This is a genomic window from Ottowia sp. (assembly GCF_035325765.1).
Lineage (GTDB): Bacteria > Pseudomonadota > Gammaproteobacteria > Burkholderiales > Burkholderiaceae_C > Ottowia.
In genome coordinates this window covers 103,526-120,966 of the sequence record NZ_DAOKZG010000001.1, presented here as the reverse complement: position 1 = coordinate 120,966, position 17,441 = coordinate 103,526, and the positions used below count along the sequence as shown (strand labels likewise).

Below are 17,441 nucleotides of genomic sequence, written 5' to 3'. Positions count from 1 at the left end.
GGTGCCCGCGTGATGGACGACTGAACCAAAAAACGGCAGTGGACCGCTTGCAAACGCCTCAGACTCCGTATGAACATTGAGTCTTTCGCCATTGTTTATGCTCGCTGGTCGGGTGGGGGCGCCATGTGCCCGCCAGCGCCGCCGCGACCGCGCCATGCGGCGTTGCTCGGCCTCGCGCACAGCAGTGCGCGGTGCGACCAGAGGCCGCATCCGTTCGCGCTGTCCAGAGGCACGCAGGCGCCTTTGGAGCTGCCGCACGCACCCTGGCCTGACGCGCCCACGACAGCACTGACGGGCGCATCCAACTGCCGGATCCCGGCTGAATTCACCGCTGTGGGCGCTTTTTCGTCAGGCGCCGAATATCAAGATGAATGATGAACTGAAGCGATTGATCGAACGGGCGGAACAACTCATCACGCGCGTCGAGGCGCTGCTGCCCCGGCCTCTGGGGGCGCCCGACTGGAGCCAGGCCGTGGCCTGGCGCTATCGCAAGCGCGCCGGTGGCATGGGTGCGCTGGAGCCCGTGCGGCACCTGGCGGCGCTGCAGTTGTCCGATCTCAAGGAGATCGAGTCGCAGAAAGAGCGCGTGGAGCGCAACACGCGTCAGTTCGTGGCCGGGCGGCCGGCCAACAACGTGCTGCTGACCGGCGCGCGCGGCACTGGCAAGTCCTCGCTCATCAAGGCCTGCCTGAACGCCCATGCCGCCGAGGGGTTGCGCCTGATCGAGGTCGACAAGAGCGACATGACCGACCTGCCCGACATCGTCGAAATCGTCAGCGGCCGGCCGGAAAAGTTCATCATCTACTGCGACGACCTGAGCTTCGACGAGGGCGAACCCGGCTACAAGGCACTCAAGAGCATCCTCGACGGCAGCGTGGCGGCGAGCACCCCGAACGTGCTGATCTACGCCACCAGCAACCGGCGCCACCTGCTGCCCGAATACATGAAGGACAACCTGAGCTACCGGCACACCGAGGACGGCGAACTGCATCCGGGCGAGGTGGTCGAGGAGAAGATCTCGCTGTCCGAGCGCTTCGGCCTGTGGGTGAGCTTCTACCCCTTCGGCCAGGATGAATACCTGGCGATTGCGGCGCAGTGGCTGGCGGCGCTCGGCGCCAGCCCCGAACAGATCGCGCAGGCGCGGCCCGAGGCCCTGGTCTGGGCGCTGGAGCGCGGCTCGCGCTCGGGCCGCGTCGCCTATCAGTTCGCGCGCGACTTCATGGGGCGCACTTGACCGCCTGCGGCCGGTGGCCCTGGCCACGGGTGCCGCGGGCATGGCCTGCTGCGCGGCCGCTCGACCTTTGGAGTCACATGCGTCGCAGGTGACGCAGCACGTCATGGATGACTGAGCCTAAATCCGGCAGTCGACCGCTGATCATCGTCTTCAAACCCGCATGCATATTGGCTTCGACTGCCCTGATGAAGTTCACCTGTCGGGTGAGGGCGCTATGCGCCCGCCAGCACCCCCTTCGGCGCACCATGCGGCGTTGCTCGTCGTGGCGCACACTGGTGCGCGGCCTCCTCGCGTCTCGCCTGGCACGCCGAGGGCGGCACTGGCGGACGCATCCAACTGCCGGATTCAGGCTGAGATGTCGAACGTCCTGAAGGCAGACGCGCACGTGCAACGCGAGCAGCCCGGCGAACGCGCCGTCGTCGATGTGGCGGTGGGCGTGCTGATCCGACCCGACGGGCGCTTCCTGCTGACGTCGCGCCCGGCGGGCAAGGTCTATGCGGGCTTCTGGGAATTTCCGGGCGGCAAGCTGGAGCCGGGCGAGAGCGTGGAACAGGCGCTGGCGCGCGAACTGGAAGAGGAGCTCGGCCTCCACCTCGACACCCGGGCCATTCGCCGCTGGCGCGAACAGGTGGTCGATTATCCGCACGCCCTGGTGCGGCTGCATTTCTGCCGCGTCACCGCGTGGCGCGGGGTCCCGCGCATGCGCGAGGGCCAGCTTGCCGCCTGGGAGCGTCTGCCCGTGCAGGTGGCCCCGATCCTGCCCGGAACCGTGCCGGTGCTGGAGTGGCTGCGCGTGGAGGACGGGCCGGCCAATGCCGGCTGACCCGGCACGGACGTGGATTGCGGAAGGCACGGCCGCGCCACCGGGACGGCCGTGCGGCAGCAAGCGTCAGCGCCGCAATGGAGGGTGGATGGGATTCGGATCGGGAGCGTCCGGATCGCGTGCGTCCTGCGCGTCGATGCGAAAGCGTTCGTTGGCCCAATCCCCGAGGTCGTGCAGTCGGCAGCGGGCGCTGCAGAACGGCCGGTAGCGATTCTCGGGCGCATACAGGCTGGGGCCGCCGCACGCGGGGCAGCGCACCGTGCGGCCGGCTGACTCGGGGGGCGTCATGCGCACAGGGCCAGCTCGAATGGCGCGTCCACGCGCGCCGCCGGCTGCTTGCCTTCCACGTCCTGGTGCAGCAGGCGCACCGAAACCGCCAGGCGGTTGCCGCTCACCTCGGGCACCAGCTGCATGGATTCGTCCAGGCGCAGGCGCAGCAGTTGCACGGTGCGGCCCTGCTGTGGCAGCCCGATCTGGAACTGGCCCCCCATCGCCATCACCATCTTCGGCTTGCCGGTGTCGCGCAGGAGTTGCAGCAACAGGCTGATCGCGCCCGCCAGGGGCACCAGCGGAGCGATCCAGCGATTCAGGTCGGTGCGCCGGGCGGCCGATTGACCATGTTGCCAGGCGTGGTAGGACGGCAGGTCGAATTCGCAGGTGCCCCCCGGGATGGCGGTGCGGCTGCGCAGCGCCATCAGCCAGTCGTTGGCCGCCAGTTCATGGCCCGGCTTGCCCTGCTGGTTGCTGAGCTGCGAGAAGGCGTCCTCCAGGCGTCCGAGCAGCGCGTCGAGCGAGGCCTCGGAGATCGCCGGGTTGCCGCGAAAGCCAGCCATGTGGCTCTTCTGCCGGTCCAGGTCCTTCAGCACGTCGGACTTCAGGTCGGCGCGGCTGGCCGCCTCCAGCACCTCGAACAGGGTCACCAGCGCGAAGTGATGGTCCACCGGCGCGTCCCGGGGCAGCAGCTGACCCAGGCGACCAAACAGGTGCTCGAGCCGGAGATAGGTGCGGATGCGTTCGTTGAAGGGGTATTCGTACAGGATCACGCGCGGGCTTTCGCTCAGCAGCCACGGCGCTCAGTGCCACCCGGCACAGCACACCGCATGGGTCGGCATCATAGCCCCAGGCGCGTGGCGATCCGGTCGATTTGGACCTCCAGGTCACGTACTGTGACACCTTCGCCATTGAACAGCACCCAGTCGGCCGCCGCCAGCCGCTGCAGGCGCCCGGCCTGGGCCGCCAGGATGGCCTCGACCTGGGCCGGCGCGAGCTGGTTGCGCGCCACCACGCGCGCGACCTGCACGGCCGGTGGACAGTCGATCACCAGCACCCGGTCCAGGCGCGCGCGCCAGCGCGCGCCCGCTTCCACCAGCAGCGGAATGTCGAACACCACCAGCTTCCGGTCCTGCCCGCGTGCCTGTGCTGCCTGACGCTGCGTCTCCTGGCTGACCAATGGGTGGATGATGGCTTCCAGCGCGGCGCGGGCCGCCGGATCCCGGTACACGAGTGCGCGCATGGCAGCACGGTCGAGCGCGCCATCGGCGCCGATCAGCGCGGGGCCGAAGCGCGCCGCGATGGCGGGCAGCGCGCTGCCGCCAGTGGCCGTGGTGGCACGCGAGATCGCGTCGGCGTCGATCACCGCGGCGCCGCGCGCGGCCCACAGTGCGGCCACCGTGCTCTTGCCGCTGCCGATGCCGCCCGTCAGGCCGAGGTGGAACGGCGCCATCGCGCTGGCTCGCGCCGCTACAGCCCGATCACGCGCAGGATGGCGCCAGGGCCGAACACCATGGCCGTGAGGCCGGCCAGGGCGAGGAATGGGCCGAACGGCACCACGCCGCCTTCACGCAGGCCCGCCGTGAGCTTCAGGCCAATGCCGACGACGGCGCCGATCACCGAGGCCATCAGGATGATCGGCACCAGCGCTGGCCAGCCGAACCAGGCACCGAGGGCGGCAAACAGCTTGAAGTCGCCGTAGCCCATGCCTTCCTTGCCGGTGGCGAGCTTGAAGGCCCAGTAGACCGCCCACAGCGACAGGTAACCGGCCACGGCACCCCACACCGCCTGCGCCAGCGGCACCGGGGTCCAGCCCAGGGCGGAAGCCAGCAGGCCGGCCCACAGCAGGGGCAGGGTCAGGTCGTCGGGCAGCAGGGTGGTGTCCCAGTCGATCAGGGTGAGCGCGACGAGGAGGGCGGCAAACAGGCACCATGCCGCACCGGGCAGGGTCCAGCCCCAGTGCCAGCCGCACCAGGCGAACAGGGCGCCCGTGGCCAGTTCGACCGCCGGGTAGCGTGCGCTGATCGGCGCGCGGCAGGCCGAGCAGCGGCCGCGCAGCGCCAGCCAGCTCAGCACGGGAATGTTCTCGTGCCAGCGGATCGGGTGGCCGCAGTGCGGGCAGCGCGAACGCGGGGTGACCAGGTTGAAGGCCGGTTCGTCGGCGGCGGGCTGGCCGGACAGTTCGGCGCACTGGAGCGCCCACTGGCGCTCCATCATCTTCGGCAGGCGGTGAATCACCACGTTCAGGAAACTGCCGATGAGCAGCCCGAGCAGGCCGCCCAGGGCGGCCTCCAGCCACGGCGCACCCAGCATCAGACGACCTGGCCGAGCTTGAAGATGGGCAGGTACATCGACACCACGATGCCGCCGATCACGGTGCCCAGCACGACGATGATGATGGGCTCCATCAGGCTGGACAGGCCGGCCACCATTTCGTCGACTTCGGCCTCGTAGAAGTCGGCGGCCTTGCCCAGCATGTGGTCGAGCGAGCCCGATTCCTCGCCGATCGCGCTCATTTGCAGCACCATGCTGGGGAACACGTGGGCGTTGGTCATCGCCACCGTCAGGCTGGTGCCGGTGGCCACCTCCTGCTGGATCTTGTCGGTGGCGAGCTTGTAGACCGAGTTGCCGGAGGCGCCGCCGACCGAGTCGAGCGCCTCCACCAGCGGCACGCCGGCGGCGAACATGGTCGACAGCGTGCGCGTCCAGCGCGCCACCACCGATTTCTCGACCAGTTCACCGAAGATCGGCAGCTTCAGCAGCAGCCGGTCCATGAACATCTGCACCTTCTCGTTGCGCTTCCAGGCCTGCATGAAGAAGTAGACACCGCCGATCAGGCCGCCGAAGATCAGCCACCACCAGTCGACGAAGAACTCGCTCATCGCGATCACGAACAGCGTCGGTGCCGGCAGGTCGGCGCCAAACGAGCTGAACACCTCCTTGAACGCCGGGATCACGAAGATCATGATGATCGAGACCACCACGAAGGCGACCACGATGACGGCCACGGGGTACATCAGCGCCGAGCGGATCTTGGCCTTGATCGCCTCGGTCTTCTCCATGTAGGTGGCCAGGCGGTCGAGCAGGCTCTCCAGGATGCCGGCGGCCTCGCCGGCCTCGACCAGGTTGCAGTAGAGGTTGTTGAAGTACAGCGGGTACTTGCGGAAGGCCGCCGACAGCGAGGTGCCGGTCTCGACGTCGCTGCGAATGTCGTTGAGCAGCTTGGTCACGCTGGCGTTCGGGTTGCCGCGGCCAACGATGTCGAAGGCCTGCAGCAGCGGCACGCCGGCCTTCATCATGGTGGCGAGCTGGCGCGTGAAGATGGCGATGTCGCGCGGCTTGATCTTCTTGCCCGAGCGCATGCGCCGCTTCTTGATCTTGGTGACCATGACGCCCTGGCGTCGCAGCGTGGCCTGCACCTGGTTCTCGCCCCCGGCCCGCGTCTCGCCGCGCACGATGCGGCCATTGCGGTCCTTGCCCTCCCACTCGAAGATGAATTCCTTGGCGCTCGAGCGCGGCGTCGAGCGGGTTGCAGTCTGGGTTGCCATGGCGTGGTCTTTCCGGTTCGATGCAGCGGGGACTACTGGTTGGTCACCGCCAGGACTTCCTCGAGCGAGGTGACGCCCAGGCGGACCTTGTTCAGGCCCGACTGGCGCAGCGAGCGCACGCCCTCGGAGCGTGCCTGGTCGGCGATCTCGAGCGCCGTGCCGTCGGCCAGGATGATGCGCTGCAGTTCCTCGGTGATCGGCATCACTTCATAGATGCCGACGCGGCCCTTGTAGCCGTTGTTGCAGGCGTTGCAACCCACTGGCTGGTAGGGTGTCCAGCTGCCGTCCAGGTCGCTTTCCTGGAAGCCGGCCTCCAGCAGGTTCTCGCGCGGCACGTCGGCCGGCCGCTTGCACTGCGGGCACAGGCGGCGTGCCAGGCGCTGCGCCGTGATCAGGATCACGCTGGAGGCGATGTTGAACGGCGCGATGCCCATGTTGCGCAGGCGCGTCAGCGTGGTCGGAGCGTCGTTGGTGTGCAGGGTCGATAGCACCAGGTGGCCGGTCTGGGCCGCCTTGATCGCGATGTCGGCGGTCTCCAGGTCGCGGATCTCGCCCACCATGATGACGTCCGGGTCCTGGCGCAGGAAGGCGCGCAGCGCGACGGCGAAGGTGAGGCCGGCCTTCTCGTTGACGTTGACCTGGTTCACGCCGGGCATGTTGATTTCCGACGGGTCCTCGGCCGTCGAGATGTTGACGCCCGGCTTGTTCAGCAGGTTCAGGCAGGTGTAGAGCGAGACCGTCTTGCCCGAGCCGGTGGGGCCGGTGACCAGGATCATGCCGTAGGGCCGCTCGACGGCGTTCAGCAAACGTGCCTTTTCCTCCGGGTCATAGCCGAGCGCGTCGATGCCCATCCGGGCGCTGCTCGGATCCAGGATCCGGATCACGATCTTCTCGCCGAACAGAGTCGGCAGGGTCGAGACGCGGAAGTCGATCACCCGGTCGTGGCCGATCTTCAGCTTCATGCGCCCGTCCTGCGGGATGCGCTTCTCGGAGATGTCCAGGCGCGAGATCACCTTGATGCGCGAGGCCAGCTTTTCCTTGATCGCCACCGGCGGCGTGACGATTTCCTGCAGTTCGCCGTCGACCCGAAAGCGCACCCGGTAGTTGTGCTCGTAGGGCTCGAAGTGCAGGTCCGAGGCGCGCATGTTGATGGCGTCGATCAGCACCTTGTGCAGGAACTTGACGACCGGTGCATCCTCGACATCGGCCTGCACGCCGCTGTCGGCCTCCTCGGGCGCGGCGTCCGAGGTCAGCGAGGCCTCGTCGAACTCGAAGTCCTGGCCGATGATCGAGTCCATCGACTCGGTGGCGGAGCGGCTGTGCGTCTTGACCAGCTGCGACAGCTTGTCGAATTCGCCGATCACCCATTCAACGCCGCTCTGGGTGACGAACTTGATTTTTTCCGCCGCTTCGTGGTCCGACGGGTCGGCCGTGACCACCACCAGCCGGCCGCTGCGCCGACCGAGCGCCAGCAGACGGTACTTCTGCGCGAGCTCGAGGTCGATCAGGTCGGACGGCAGCTGCTCGGGGTCCAGCGCCTCGAGATCGATCAGCGGGGCCGAAAAGGCCTGCGCCAGCGTGTGCGCCAGTTCGTTCGCAGAGACCGCGCCGGACTCGATCAGTTCGGGGATGTAGGCGCGGCGGCTGGCGACCGCCTTGCGGTAGGCGTCTTCGGCCGCTTTCTGGGTAAGCTTGCCGGCCATGACCAGGACGCGACCCACCCCTGGCAGGGCGGCCGGCGAGGTTTCCCGGGTCAGCGATGATTCGGAGACAGCCATCGGACGTGCACTCGGACAAATACGAAAATCTTAACGATCATCGCTTAAGAGTGAGCGGATGTAAATGTTCCAGACCTCCGAATGTGTGCGGCAATCAACACATTGAGCGCAAATGTCGGCCCTGGGCGTGTCGAGGCACGGAAATCTGGTCGGGGTGAGAGGATTCGAACCTCCGGCCTCTACGTCCCGAACGTAGCGCTCTACCAGGCTAAGCTACACCCCGATGGGCCCGCGATCGCTGGATCACGAGCGCCGCTGCAGCAGCTGAGCCGGCAATTCTAGCAAACTCTCGGTGTAGATGTTGACCGGCAGCACGCCCAGCGCATCGATGGCGCGCTGGGCCTGGGCGCCGGCCGCGGCGCGCGTCTGCTCGAGCGCGCCACAGCGCTGCACGATGGCCAGGATCGTCGCCAGATCCTTCGTGCTGGCCGACTCGATGGCCTCGCGCACGAGGTCCGCTTCGGAGGTGCTGGCGTTGCGCATGGCCAGGATCAGCGGCAGCGTCACCTTGCCTTCGCGCAGGTCGTCGCCCAGGTTCTTGCCCAGTTCGCCGGCCTCGCCGTCATAGTCCAGTACGTCGTCGATGACCTGGAACGCCGTCCCGAGCGACTGGCCGTATTCCGCGCAGGCAGCCTCGATCTCGGGTGGGCTGCCGGCCAGCACCGCCGCCAGCCGGCAACTGGCCTCGAACAGCTTGGCGGTCTTGGAGCGAATCACCCGCAGGTAGCCGGCCTCGTCGAGCGCGACGTCGCGGATGTTCATCAGCTGCAGCACCTCGCCCTCGGCGATCACGTTGGTCGCGTCGGCCAGGATCTGCATCACCCGCATGCTGCCCGTGTCGACCATCATCTGGAACGAGCGGGAATACAAGAAGTCGCCCACCAGCACGCTGGCAGGGTTGCCGAACAGCTCGTTGGCGGTGGGCTGGCCGCGGCGCAGGGTCGATTCGTCCACCACGTCGTCGTGCAGCAGCGTCGCGGTGTGGATGAACTCGACCACGGCAGCCAGGTTGAAGCGCTGCGGGCTGGTGCAGCCGAGCGCGCGGCAGATCAGCAGCAGCAGCACCGGTCGCAGGCGCTTGCCACCGGAGGAAATGATGTGGCGCGCCACCTGACCCACCAGCGGCACGCTGGAAGCCAGGCGCTGGGCGATCGTGGCGTCGACTTCGCGCATGTCGTCGGCGGCCAGCGCAAGGGCGCCGCGGGGCGGGTTGGCGGTCAAGGCGTGAGAGGCGAAACGGATCGGTTGCGGGTGGGCGCGCACGGACATCGGGCCGGCCCCACCCCTTTGGCGCTGGCGATTATAGCCCTTTGGCGCTGGCGATTATAGGTTTGCACGGCGCGGGCATCGCGGGCGAGGGGCTGGCACCGCTTCGCGCCCTGGCCTGCGGCCTCGATTGCTGCTAAAATACTTGGTTCGCTGGAAATTCGTCCGGCGGGACTTTGCTTTCAACAAGGGGTTTTCACATGTACGCGGTCATAAAAACCGGTGGCAAGCAGTATCGCGTCGCTGCCGGCGAAAAGATCAAGATAGAACAGATTGCTGCGGACGTTGGCCAGGAAATCACCCTCGACCAGGTGCTTGCCGTCGGCAACGGCGCCGAGCTCAGGGTCGGGGCGCCACTGGTGGACGGCGCCACCGTGGTGGCCAGGGTGCTGGCACACGGCAAGCACGACAAGGTGCGCATCTTCAAGCTGCGTCGGCGCAAGCACTACCAGAAGCGCCAGGGTCACCGGCAGGGCTACACCGAGCTCGAGATCGGCACCATCCACGGCGGCAACTGACAAGGGATATTCACCATGGCACAGAAGAAAGGCGGCGGCTCCACGCGCAACGGCCGAGATTCCAACCCCAAGATGCTGGGCGTGAAGGTGTTTGGCGGCCAGACCGTCAGCGCCGGCGCCATCATCGTGCGCCAGCGCGGCACCAAGTTCCATGCCGGCAGCAACGTGGGGATGGGCAAGGACCACACCCTGTTCGCCCTGGTCGACGGCCAGGTGTCGTTCGGGACCCGGGGTGCGCTGAACAAGCACACCGTGATGGTCACGCCGGCGGCCTGATCCAGGCCTGGCGTGGCGCCCGGAGAAGCCCCGCAACGCGGGGCTTCGGTGTTTCTGCGCCGCGCGCACCTCGAGGCGACGCTGAACGGGGCTCCGCGATGACGCGCGCGCCGCATGAGGAGAGGATGGGATGCGAGACACAAGGCGCCGCCATGGCTTGGGATACTGCCGGCAGGGGCAACGAGGCGGGCCGCTCCAGGCCGGGATGCGCGGCGCACCAGGGGCTTGCCTGGCGGTACCTTAAACTGCACCGATGAAATTCGTCGATGAAGCGCGGATCGACGTCGCCGCGGGCGACGGGGGCAACGGCTGCGCGTCGTTTCGACGCGAGAAGTTCCGCGAGTTCGGCGGACCCGACGGAGGCGATGGTGGGCGCGGTGGCCACGTGTACGCGCTGGCCGATCCGAACCTCAATACCCTGATCGACTTTCGCTACGCGCGCCGGCACGAGGCGCGGCGTGGCCAGCATGGCATGGGCTCCGACATGTTCGGTGCCGCCGGCGACGACATCACGCTGAAGATGCCGGTGGGCACCATCATCAGCGACGCCGAGACCGGGGACGTGCTGGCCGAACTGCTGACGCCGGGCGAGCAGGTCATGATCGCCCGGGGCGGCGACGGCGGCTTCGGCAACCTGCATTTCAAGAGTTCGACCAACCGCGCGCCGCGCCAGAAGACACCCGGCTGGCCGGGCGAGAAGAAGAGCCTGCGGCTGGAGCTCAAGGTGCTGGCCGACGTCGGCCTGCTCGGCATGCCCAACGCCGGCAAGTCGACCTTCATTGCCGCGGTGAGCAACGCGCGACCGAAGATCGCCGACTATCCGTTCACCACGCTGCACCCGAACCTGGGGGTGGTGCGCGTGGGCCTGGGGCAGAGCTTCGTGATTGCCGATATTCCCGGCCTGATCGAGGGCGCGTCCGAGGGTGCCGGCCTGGGCCACCAGTTCCTGCGCCACCTGCAGCGCACGCGCCTGCTGCTGCACATCGTCGACCTTGCGCCGTTCGACGACAGCATCGACCCGGTGGCGCAGGCGCGCGCCATCGTCCGCGAGCTGAAGAAGTACGACCCCGCGCTGCACGCCAAGCCGCGCTGGCTGGTGCTCAACAAGCTCGACATGGTGCCGCCCGAGGAGCGTGCCGAGCGCGTGGCCGAGTTCGTGCGCCGCCTGCGCTGGAAGGGGCCGGTGTTCGAGATCTCGGCGCTCACGCGCGCGGGCTGCGAGCCGCTGGTGCGGGCGATCTTCCAGCACCTGCAGGCCGCGCGCCAGGCCGAGGCCGAACCGGTCGTGGACGACCCGCGCTTTGCCGGTGCGCCGGACGCAGCCCATTCCGATTCCCGACATTCATGAAGCAGCAGCAATCGAGTACGGAGATCCTGGGCCAGGCCCGGCGCATCGTGGTCAAGGTCGGCTCCAGCCTGGTCACCAACGAGGGGCGCGGCCTGGACGAGGCCGCCATCGGGGAGTGGTGCCGCCAGCTGGCCCTGCTCGAGCGTGGCCTGGACGGCCAGGGCCGGCGCGAGATGGTGATGGTCTCCAGCGGCTCGATCGCCGAAGGCATGAAGCGCCTGGGCTGGACGCGCCGGCCGCACGAGGTGAACAAGCTGCAGGCGGCGGCGGCGGTCGGCCAGATGGGCCTGGCGCAGATGTACGAGAGCAAGCTGCGCGAGCACGGTCTGCGCAGCGCGCAGGTGCTGCTGACGCACGCCGACCTGGCCGATCGCGAGCGCTACCTGAACGCGCGCTCGACCCTGCTGACGCTGCTGCAGCACGAGGTGCTGCCGGTGATCAACGAGAACGACACCGTGGTCACCGACGAGATCAAGGTGGGCGACAACGACACCCTGGGCGCGCTGGTGGCGAACCTGATCGAGGCCGACTTGCTGGTGATCCTGACCGACCAGCGTGGCCTGTTCACGGCCGACCCGCGGCGCGACCCGGGCGCCGAATTCGTGCACGAGGCGCGCGCCGGCGATCCGGCGCTCGAGCGCATGGCCGGCGGCGCCGGCTCCGCCATCGGCAAGGGCGGCATGCTGACCAAGATCGTCGCGGCACGGCGCGCCGCCGGCTCGGGCGCCTCCACCGTGATTGCGTGGGGGCGCGAGCCCGACGCGCTGCTGCGGCTGGCGCGCGGCGAGAACATCGGCACCCTGCTGGTGGCGCCCACGCACAAGACCCAGGCGCGCAAGCAGTGGATCGCCGATCACCTGCAGTTGCGCGGCACGGTGGTGGTCGACGATGGCGCCGCCGCCAAGCTGCGGCGCGAAGGCAAGAGCCTGCTGCCGGTCGGCATGACGCACGTCGAGGGTCGCTTCTCGCGCGGCGACGTGATCGCCATCCACGACACGGCCGGCCAGGAACTGGCGCGCGGCCTCGCCAATTATTCGAGCAGCGAGGCGCGCCTGCTGTGCCGCCAGCCGTCCAGCGAGATCAAGGCGCGACTGGGTTACGCCGGCGAGCCCGAGATGGTGCACCGCGACAACCTGGTGCTGACGCGCCCGCTGCCGGCCTGACGCGTCCGAGTCAGCGGTAGAGCGCCTCGTTCCCGGACCTCAGCGCGCGCACCATGTCGGCCACCGAGGCGCGCACCGCCGGGCCGTCGCACAGCCCGCCGCGCGCGAGCTGCAGCGGATGGCGCACCAGCGTGCCGCTCTGGCCCAGCATGGGCTTCCAGCCGTCGTCGCTGCTGGGCTGCCAGGCGTCGCCTTGTACCTGGCGCGCGTAGACCCGGTATTCGGCAGTGCTGCAGCGGATGCCTTCATACGAGGCGTTCACCGCGGACGGGCCGCGCGCCACCACCACGTAGCGCACGACGCTGTGGTCCGGGTTGATGCGGAGGGTCGCCGGATCGATGCCCATGCGGATCGCGGAGCCCCGCGGCATCTCGAGCTCGATCAGCGCGCTGGTCTCGTAGCTGGGTGGCGGCGGCGGCGCGTCCTCGGCCCAGTCGACCCGGTCCAGGTCGGCGTATTGCGCGCTCGCAGCGCCTGCGGCCAGCAGCACCGCCAGCCCCAGCAGCGTGCGAACCCGCCGCGTGCGCGCACACGCGGGCCGATGCTCCGAGAGGTTCATGGAGCCTTGCGCGCCGGTGACGCCAGGTCGGCGGCGGCCGCCAGCGTCGGGTTTGCGCGCGGCACGCCGCGCTCACGCGCCCGCACTGCCCCCCCGCGCAGGTAGCGGTTGCGCAGTTCCAGCCGCGGCAGGAAGCGCGCGAGCTCGGTCAATGCCATCTCGTAGACGCCGCGCTTGAACTCGACCACGACGTCCAGCGGCACCCAGTAGTCGTTCCAGCGCCAGGCGTCGAACTCCGGGTGGTTGGTGGCACGCAGATTGAGCTGCCAGTCCTGCGCCGTCAGCTGCAGCAGATACCAGATCTGCTTCTGGCCGCGGTAGTGGCCGCGTGCGTCGCGGCGGATGAACCGGTCTGGCACCTCGTAGCGCAACCAGTCGCGGGTTCGGGCCACGATGCGCACGTGCTCCGGCCGCAGCCCCACTTCCTCGTGCAATTCCCGGAACATCGCCTGTTCGGGCGATTCGCCCCGGTCGATGCCGCCTTGCGGAAACTGCCAGGAGTGGGAGCGGATGCGCTTGCCCCAAAATACCTGGTTCTTCTGGTTGAGCAGGATGATGCCGACGTTCGGGCGAAAGCCTTCCCGATCCAGCATAATCAAACCTCAAAATTCAATCGATTGTGCTCATTATGCACGCCGCGCCAAACGCGGCAAGTGGGCACAAACCCTCTCGGCAGACGTGTCATGCACGCTGCGTCCGCTCAGTCATGAAAGCCTCCCAGTTCTACATCAGCACCCTGAAGGAAGCGCCGGCGGATGCCGAGATCGTGAGCCACCAGCTCATGACCCGCGCCGGCATGATCAAGAAGCTGGGTGCGGGCATCTACACCTACATGCCGATGGGGCTGCGCGTGATCCGCAAGGTCGAGGCCATCGTGCGCGAGGAGATGAACCGCGCCGGCGCCGTCGAGTGCGTCATGCCGGTGATCCAGCCGGGCGAACTGTGGAGCGAGAGCGGGCGCTTCCAGGGCATGGGGCCGGAACTGCTGCGCGTGAAGGACCGCCATGACCGCGATTTCGTGGTGCAGCCGACCAGCGAGGAGGCGGTGACCGACATCGCGCGCCAGGACCTGCGCAGCTACAAGCAGTTGCCGCGCAACCTCTACCAGATCCAGACCAAGTTCCGCGACGAGCGGCGGCCGCGCTTCGGCCTGATGCGCGGGCGCGAGTTCATCATGAAGGACGCCTACAGCTTCGACCGCGACGAGGCCGGCGCCAAGAAGAGCTACCAGGCGATGGCGCGTGCCTACCGCGCCATCTTCGACCGCTTCGGGCTGCGCTACCGCGCGGTGGCGGCCGATTCGGGTGCCATCGGCGGCGACCTGAGCGAGGAGTTCCAGGTCGTCGCCGCCACCGGCGAGGACGCCATCGTCTACTGCCCGGGCAGCGACTACGCCGCCAACATGGAAAAGGCCGAGGCGGCGCCGCCCGGTCCGCGCCCGGCGCCCGGCCAGGCGCTGGCGCTGACACCGACGCCCGGCAAGGCGACCTGCGAGGACGTGGCGGCGCTGCTGGGCGTGCCGCTGCAGACCACCGTCAAGTCCATCGTGCTGGCCACGGACGAGCCGGGCGACGCCGGGGGCGCGCGCCAGCCGCAGGTCTGGCTGCTGCTGCTGCGCGGCGACCACATGCTCAGCGAGGTCAAGGCGGGCAAGGTGCCCGGGCTGGAGCGCGGCTTCCGCTTTGCCACCGAGGCCGAGATCGTCGCCCACTTCGGCATCAAGCCGGGTTACCTGGGGCCGATCCGTACCGTTCGGCCGGTGCGCATCGTCGCCGATCGCGAGGTCGCGGCGATGGCCGACTGGATCTGCGGCGCCAACCGGGTCGACCACCACCTGACGGGCGTGAACTGGGGGCGCGACCTGCCCGAGCCCGAACTGGTGGCCGACATCCGCAATGTGGTGGCGGGCGACCCGTCGCCCGACGGCCAGGGACCGCTCGCGATCGAGCGGGGGATCGAGATCGGCCACATCTTCTACCTCGGCACCAAGTACAGCCGAGCGATGAACGCGACCTTCCTGGACGAGGACGGCAAGCCCAAGCCGTTCGAGATGGGCTGCTACGGCATCGGCATCACGCGTCTGCCGGCAGCGGCGATCGAGCAGAACCACGACGCGCGCGGCATCATCTGGCCGGATGCGATCGCGCCGTTCACGCTGGTGATCTGCCCCGTCGGCATGGACCGCAGCGAAGCCGTGAAGGCGGCCGCCGAACGCCTGCATGCCGACTTGCTGGCGGCCGGCGTCGACGTGATCCTGGACGACCGGGGCGAACGCCCGGGCGTGATGTTCGCCGACTGGGAGTTGATCGGCGTGCCGCACCGTGTCACAATTGGTGACAAAAGTCTCAAGGAAGGGCAAGTGGAATACCAGCATCGTCGCGACACCGCCACCACGCGGGTTCCGGCGGATACCATCCTGGCCTTCTTGAAAGGTCGCCTGGCGGCGTGACGGCGTGCGCGGGCGGCTCGGAGGTGCAGCCGCAGTGGACAGGAGAGGGGCGCTCCGGCGCCTGATGGTGGTACCCGGCGCATTCCTGCTGCCGGGGCAAGCGCACGCGGGTGGCCAGCTCGAGGAGCCGCTGGCGGACTCGGTGCGCACGGCGCTGTCGTCCGCGATCGCCAACGACGCGCCGCCGCTGCCGCAGTTTGCCTCGACCGAGGCGCGCCTGGCTTACCTGCGCTGGCTGTCGGCGATGAGCGACCAGCTCTACAGCCGCAAGCGAGACCTCAACTCCCGCATCGAATTCCTGCAGACGCTGTGGTATGAGGCGCGCCGCGCCGGGCTCGAGCCGTCGCTGGTGCTCGGACTGGTCCAGGTGGAGAGCGCGTTTCGCAAGTACGCCGTCTCCAGCGTCGGCGCGCGCGGCTACATGCAGGTGATGCCGTTCTGGAGCCGCGTGATCGGCGATGGCGATGCCGGCAAGCTGTTCCACCTGCAGACCAACCTGCGTTTCGGCTGCGTCATCCTGCGCCACTATCTGGACCGCGAGCAGGGCAACCTGTTCCTCGCGCTGGGCCGCTACAACGGCTCGCGCGGCCGCGCGCCGTATCCCAACGCGGTGCTGGCGGCGCGCAAGCGCTGGGTCGTGCCGCCCGAGAACCTGGCCTGAGGCAGGACACCCCCGACCCCCGGCGTCGCGGCGCGCCCTTCCGTCGACCGCGGGCGCATCCCGTGGCCAGCGAGACCGCGGCCAGGGGGGCGGAGCCAGCCTCCTGACCGCCTGCGGCGGGCGGGCTACTGGGGTGCGGTGGCGTCGCTGGTGTCGCGCGTCACCAGCACCTGGTCGATGCGGTAGTTGTCGACGTCCAGCACCTCGAAGCGGTGGCCGTCCCAGACCACCCGGTCGGTGCGGCGCGGCACGCGCCGCAGCATCACCATCAGGAAGCCCGCCAGGCTGTCGTAGTCGTCCACGTGCGGCGGCTCCTGCAGGCTCAGCGCGCGCAGCACGTCCGGCATCGGCGTCAGGCCATCGATCAGCCAGGAGCCGTCGTCGCGCCGCACGATCATTTCCTCGTCGTCCTGCGTCACCAGGCCGGCCATCACGGTGCTCATCACGTCGCCCAGCGTCACCATGCCGACCACGGTGCCGTATTCGTTGACGACCAGCGCGAAGTCCTCGTGCTGCTGGCGGAACTGCTGCAGCACCTCGGACAGGCTGAGCTGCTCGGGCACCACCACCGGCTTGTGCAGCAGCGCCGCATCGGTCAGGCGGATCGGCTCGCCCTTGAGCACGCGCTGGAACAGGTCCTTGGCATCCACCGTGCCGAGGACCAGGTCGAGCGTCTCGCGGCAGACCGGGTAGGTCGAGAAGGGCTCGGCCGCGATGCGGGCGCGCACCACGTCGTCCGGGTCGTCGTGGCGCAGCCAGACGATGCCGGCGCGCGGGATCATGGTGCTGCTGACGGTGCGCGTCTCGAGTTCAAACAGGTTCTCGATCACCTGCTGCTCGGGCCGGTGGATGGCGCCAGCCTGGGCGCCGGCCTCGGCCAGCGCCAGGATGTCGTCGGCCGTGATGCGCTCGTCGCGCTGCTGCGGCAGGCCGGCCAGCCGCAGCACCAGGTCGGCGGCGCGCGAGTACAGCCAGATGGCGGGCTTGAACAGCAGCAGCAGGCGGTTCATCGGCGTGATCAGCCGCAGTGCCACGCGCTCTGGCACGGCCATGCTGACGCGCTTGGGCAGCAGGTCGGCAAACACCACGAACAGCGAGGTGACGATCAGCACCGACAGCGCGAAGGCCAGCGCCGCCGCGGTGGGCGGCGCCAGCCAGCGTTCCAGCACAGCGGCCAGGGGTGGTCCGAACAGGCCTTCGCCGACGATGCCGCCCAGGATCGCCACCGCGTTGAGCCCGATCTGGACCGCCGTGAAGTAGTGGCCCGGCTGCTCCTGGGCGCGCAGCACCAGCAAGGCCCGTGGGTTGCCCTCGTCGGCCAGCTGGCGCAGGCGCAGGCGGCGCGAGGCCGCCAGCGCGATCTCGGCCAGCGCGAAGAAGGCACTGGCAGCGATCAGGGCGACAATCAGCAGCAGGTTTTCCGTGAAGCTCATGAAGGATCGGGCGGCGCGGGCTGCCAGTGTAGGGGCAAACCGGGTCGGCGCGGCTGGGCCGTGGGCGCGCCGCATGGGGCCCAGTCACTATAATTTTTTGCAGGGTGCGGGCGCC

18 protein-coding genes and 1 tRNA gene are annotated in these 17,441 nt (G+C 68.7%); 8 read left to right on the top strand and 11 right to left on the bottom strand.

Annotated features, from left to right (window positions below; all coding sequences use genetic code 11):
• Positions 1-367: 367 nt before the first annotated feature.
• Together PKA16_RS00630 and PKA16_RS00625 are read left to right on the top strand one after the other, a co-directional pair.
• Positions 368-1,234 carry an ATP-binding protein gene (locus PKA16_RS00630; protein ID WP_324399334.1) on the top strand — a complete coding sequence of 289 codons (867 nt, stop codon included), beginning with the start codon at positions 368-370 and terminating at the stop codon, positions 1,232-1,234.
• Between the two features lie 355 nt (positions 1,235-1,589).
• Complete coding sequence (locus PKA16_RS00625; protein ID WP_324399455.1) at positions 1,590-2,057, top strand: NUDIX domain-containing protein; 468 nt, start codon at positions 1,590-1,592, stop codon at positions 2,055-2,057.
• Positions 2,058-2,123: 66 nt separating this feature from the next.
• Here the strand turns inward: PKA16_RS00625 and PKA16_RS00620 are convergent, their stop codons facing one another.
• The 8 genes from PKA16_RS00620 to PKA16_RS00585 all read right to left on the bottom strand — a co-directional run bounded on the left by PKA16_RS00620 (position 2,124) and on the right by PKA16_RS00585 (position 8,826).
• The gene (locus PKA16_RS00620; protein WP_324399332.1) at positions 2,124-2,345 is read right to left on the bottom strand and encodes a DNA gyrase inhibitor YacG; all 222 of its coding nucleotides are present in this window, start codon (positions 2,343-2,345) and stop codon (positions 2,124-2,126) included.
• The gene (zapD, locus tag PKA16_RS00615; RefSeq protein WP_324399331.1) at positions 2,342-3,100 is read right to left on the bottom strand and encodes a cell division protein ZapD; all 759 of its coding nucleotides are present in this window, start codon (positions 3,098-3,100) and stop codon (positions 2,342-2,344) included. Before zapD ends, PKA16_RS00620 begins: the two co-directional genes overlap by 4 nt.
• Before the next feature lie 68 nt (positions 3,101-3,168).
• On the bottom strand, positions 3,169-3,780 hold the full coding sequence (coaE, locus tag PKA16_RS00610) for a dephospho-CoA kinase (protein ID WP_324399329.1): 612 nt from the start codon (positions 3,778-3,780) through the stop codon (positions 3,169-3,171).
• 17 nt (positions 3,781-3,797) lie between these two features.
• Positions 3,798-4,640: an A24 family peptidase gene (locus PKA16_RS00605; protein WP_324399327.1), complete on the bottom strand. Its 843-nt coding sequence runs from the start codon at positions 4,638-4,640 to the stop codon at positions 3,798-3,800.
• Positions 4,640-5,875: a type II secretion system F family protein gene (locus PKA16_RS00600; protein ID WP_324399325.1), complete on the bottom strand. Its 1,236-nt coding sequence runs from the start codon at positions 5,873-5,875 to the stop codon at positions 4,640-4,642. The genes PKA16_RS00605 and PKA16_RS00600 overlap by 1 nt, the downstream gene beginning before the upstream one ends.
• Positions 5,876-5,907: 32 nt before the next feature.
• Positions 5,908-7,653 (bottom strand): type IV-A pilus assembly ATPase PilB, encoded by a 1,746-nt coding sequence (gene pilB, locus PKA16_RS00595; RefSeq protein ID WP_324399323.1) that lies wholly within the window; start codon positions 7,651-7,653, stop codon positions 5,908-5,910.
• A gap of 146 nt (positions 7,654-7,799) precedes the next feature.
• A tRNA-Pro gene (locus PKA16_RS00590) sits at positions 7,800-7,876 on the bottom strand.
• Between the two features lie 20 nt (positions 7,877-7,896).
• Positions 7,897-8,826 (bottom strand): polyprenyl synthetase family protein, encoded by a 930-nt coding sequence (locus PKA16_RS00585; RefSeq protein ID WP_324399453.1) that lies wholly within the window; start codon positions 8,824-8,826, stop codon positions 7,897-7,899.
• Positions 8,827-9,119: 293 nt separating this feature from the next.
• Between PKA16_RS00585 and rplU the strand changes: the two genes are divergently transcribed.
• From rplU to proB, 4 genes are all read left to right on the top strand, one after another.
• Positions 9,120-9,437 (top strand): 50S ribosomal protein L21, encoded by a 318-nt coding sequence (gene rplU, locus PKA16_RS00580; protein ID WP_324399321.1) that lies wholly within the window; start codon positions 9,120-9,122, stop codon positions 9,435-9,437.
• Between the two features lie 15 nt (positions 9,438-9,452).
• The gene (rpmA, locus tag PKA16_RS00575) at positions 9,453-9,713 is read left to right on the top strand and encodes a 50S ribosomal protein L27 (RefSeq protein ID WP_324399319.1); all 261 of its coding nucleotides are present in this window, start codon (positions 9,453-9,455) and stop codon (positions 9,711-9,713) included.
• A gap of 253 nt (positions 9,714-9,966) precedes the next feature.
• Positions 9,967-11,061, top strand: a complete 1,095-nt coding sequence (obgE, locus tag PKA16_RS00570; protein WP_324399317.1) for a GTPase ObgE — start codon at positions 9,967-9,969, stop codon at positions 11,059-11,061.
• Positions 11,058-12,224: a glutamate 5-kinase gene (proB, locus tag PKA16_RS00565; protein ID WP_324399315.1), complete on the top strand. Its 1,167-nt coding sequence runs from the start codon at positions 11,058-11,060 to the stop codon at positions 12,222-12,224. The genes obgE and proB overlap by 4 nt, the downstream gene beginning before the upstream one ends.
• A gap of 10 nt (positions 12,225-12,234) precedes the next feature.
• Here the strand turns inward: proB and PKA16_RS00560 are convergent, their stop codons facing one another.
• Together PKA16_RS00560 and PKA16_RS00555 are read right to left on the bottom strand one after the other, a co-directional pair.
• Positions 12,235-12,783, bottom strand: a complete 549-nt coding sequence (locus PKA16_RS00560; RefSeq protein WP_324399313.1) for a CNP1-like family protein — start codon at positions 12,781-12,783, stop codon at positions 12,235-12,237.
• On the bottom strand, positions 12,780-13,376 hold the full coding sequence (locus PKA16_RS00555; protein ID WP_324399312.1) for an RNA pyrophosphohydrolase: 597 nt from the start codon (positions 13,374-13,376) through the stop codon (positions 12,780-12,782). Before PKA16_RS00555 ends, PKA16_RS00560 begins: the two co-directional genes overlap by 4 nt.
• 113 nt (positions 13,377-13,489) lie before the next feature.
• Between PKA16_RS00555 and PKA16_RS00550 the strand changes: the two genes are divergently transcribed.
• Together PKA16_RS00550 and PKA16_RS00545 are read left to right on the top strand one after the other, a co-directional pair.
• Positions 13,490-15,232 (top strand): proline--tRNA ligase, encoded by a 1,743-nt coding sequence (locus PKA16_RS00550; protein WP_324399310.1) that lies wholly within the window; start codon positions 13,490-13,492, stop codon positions 15,230-15,232.
• A 64-nt stretch (positions 15,233-15,296) separates the two neighbouring features.
• Complete coding sequence (locus tag PKA16_RS00545; RefSeq protein WP_324399308.1) at positions 15,297-15,893, top strand: lytic transglycosylase domain-containing protein; 597 nt, start codon at positions 15,297-15,299, stop codon at positions 15,891-15,893.
• Between the two features lie 125 nt (positions 15,894-16,018).
• Here PKA16_RS00545 and PKA16_RS00540 read toward each other — a convergent pair whose 3' ends face one another.
• Positions 16,019-17,326 carry a hemolysin family protein gene (locus PKA16_RS00540; protein WP_324399306.1) on the bottom strand — a complete coding sequence of 436 codons (1,308 nt, stop codon included), beginning with the start codon at positions 17,324-17,326 and terminating at the stop codon, positions 16,019-16,021.
• Positions 17,327-17,441 lie beyond the last annotated feature (115 nt).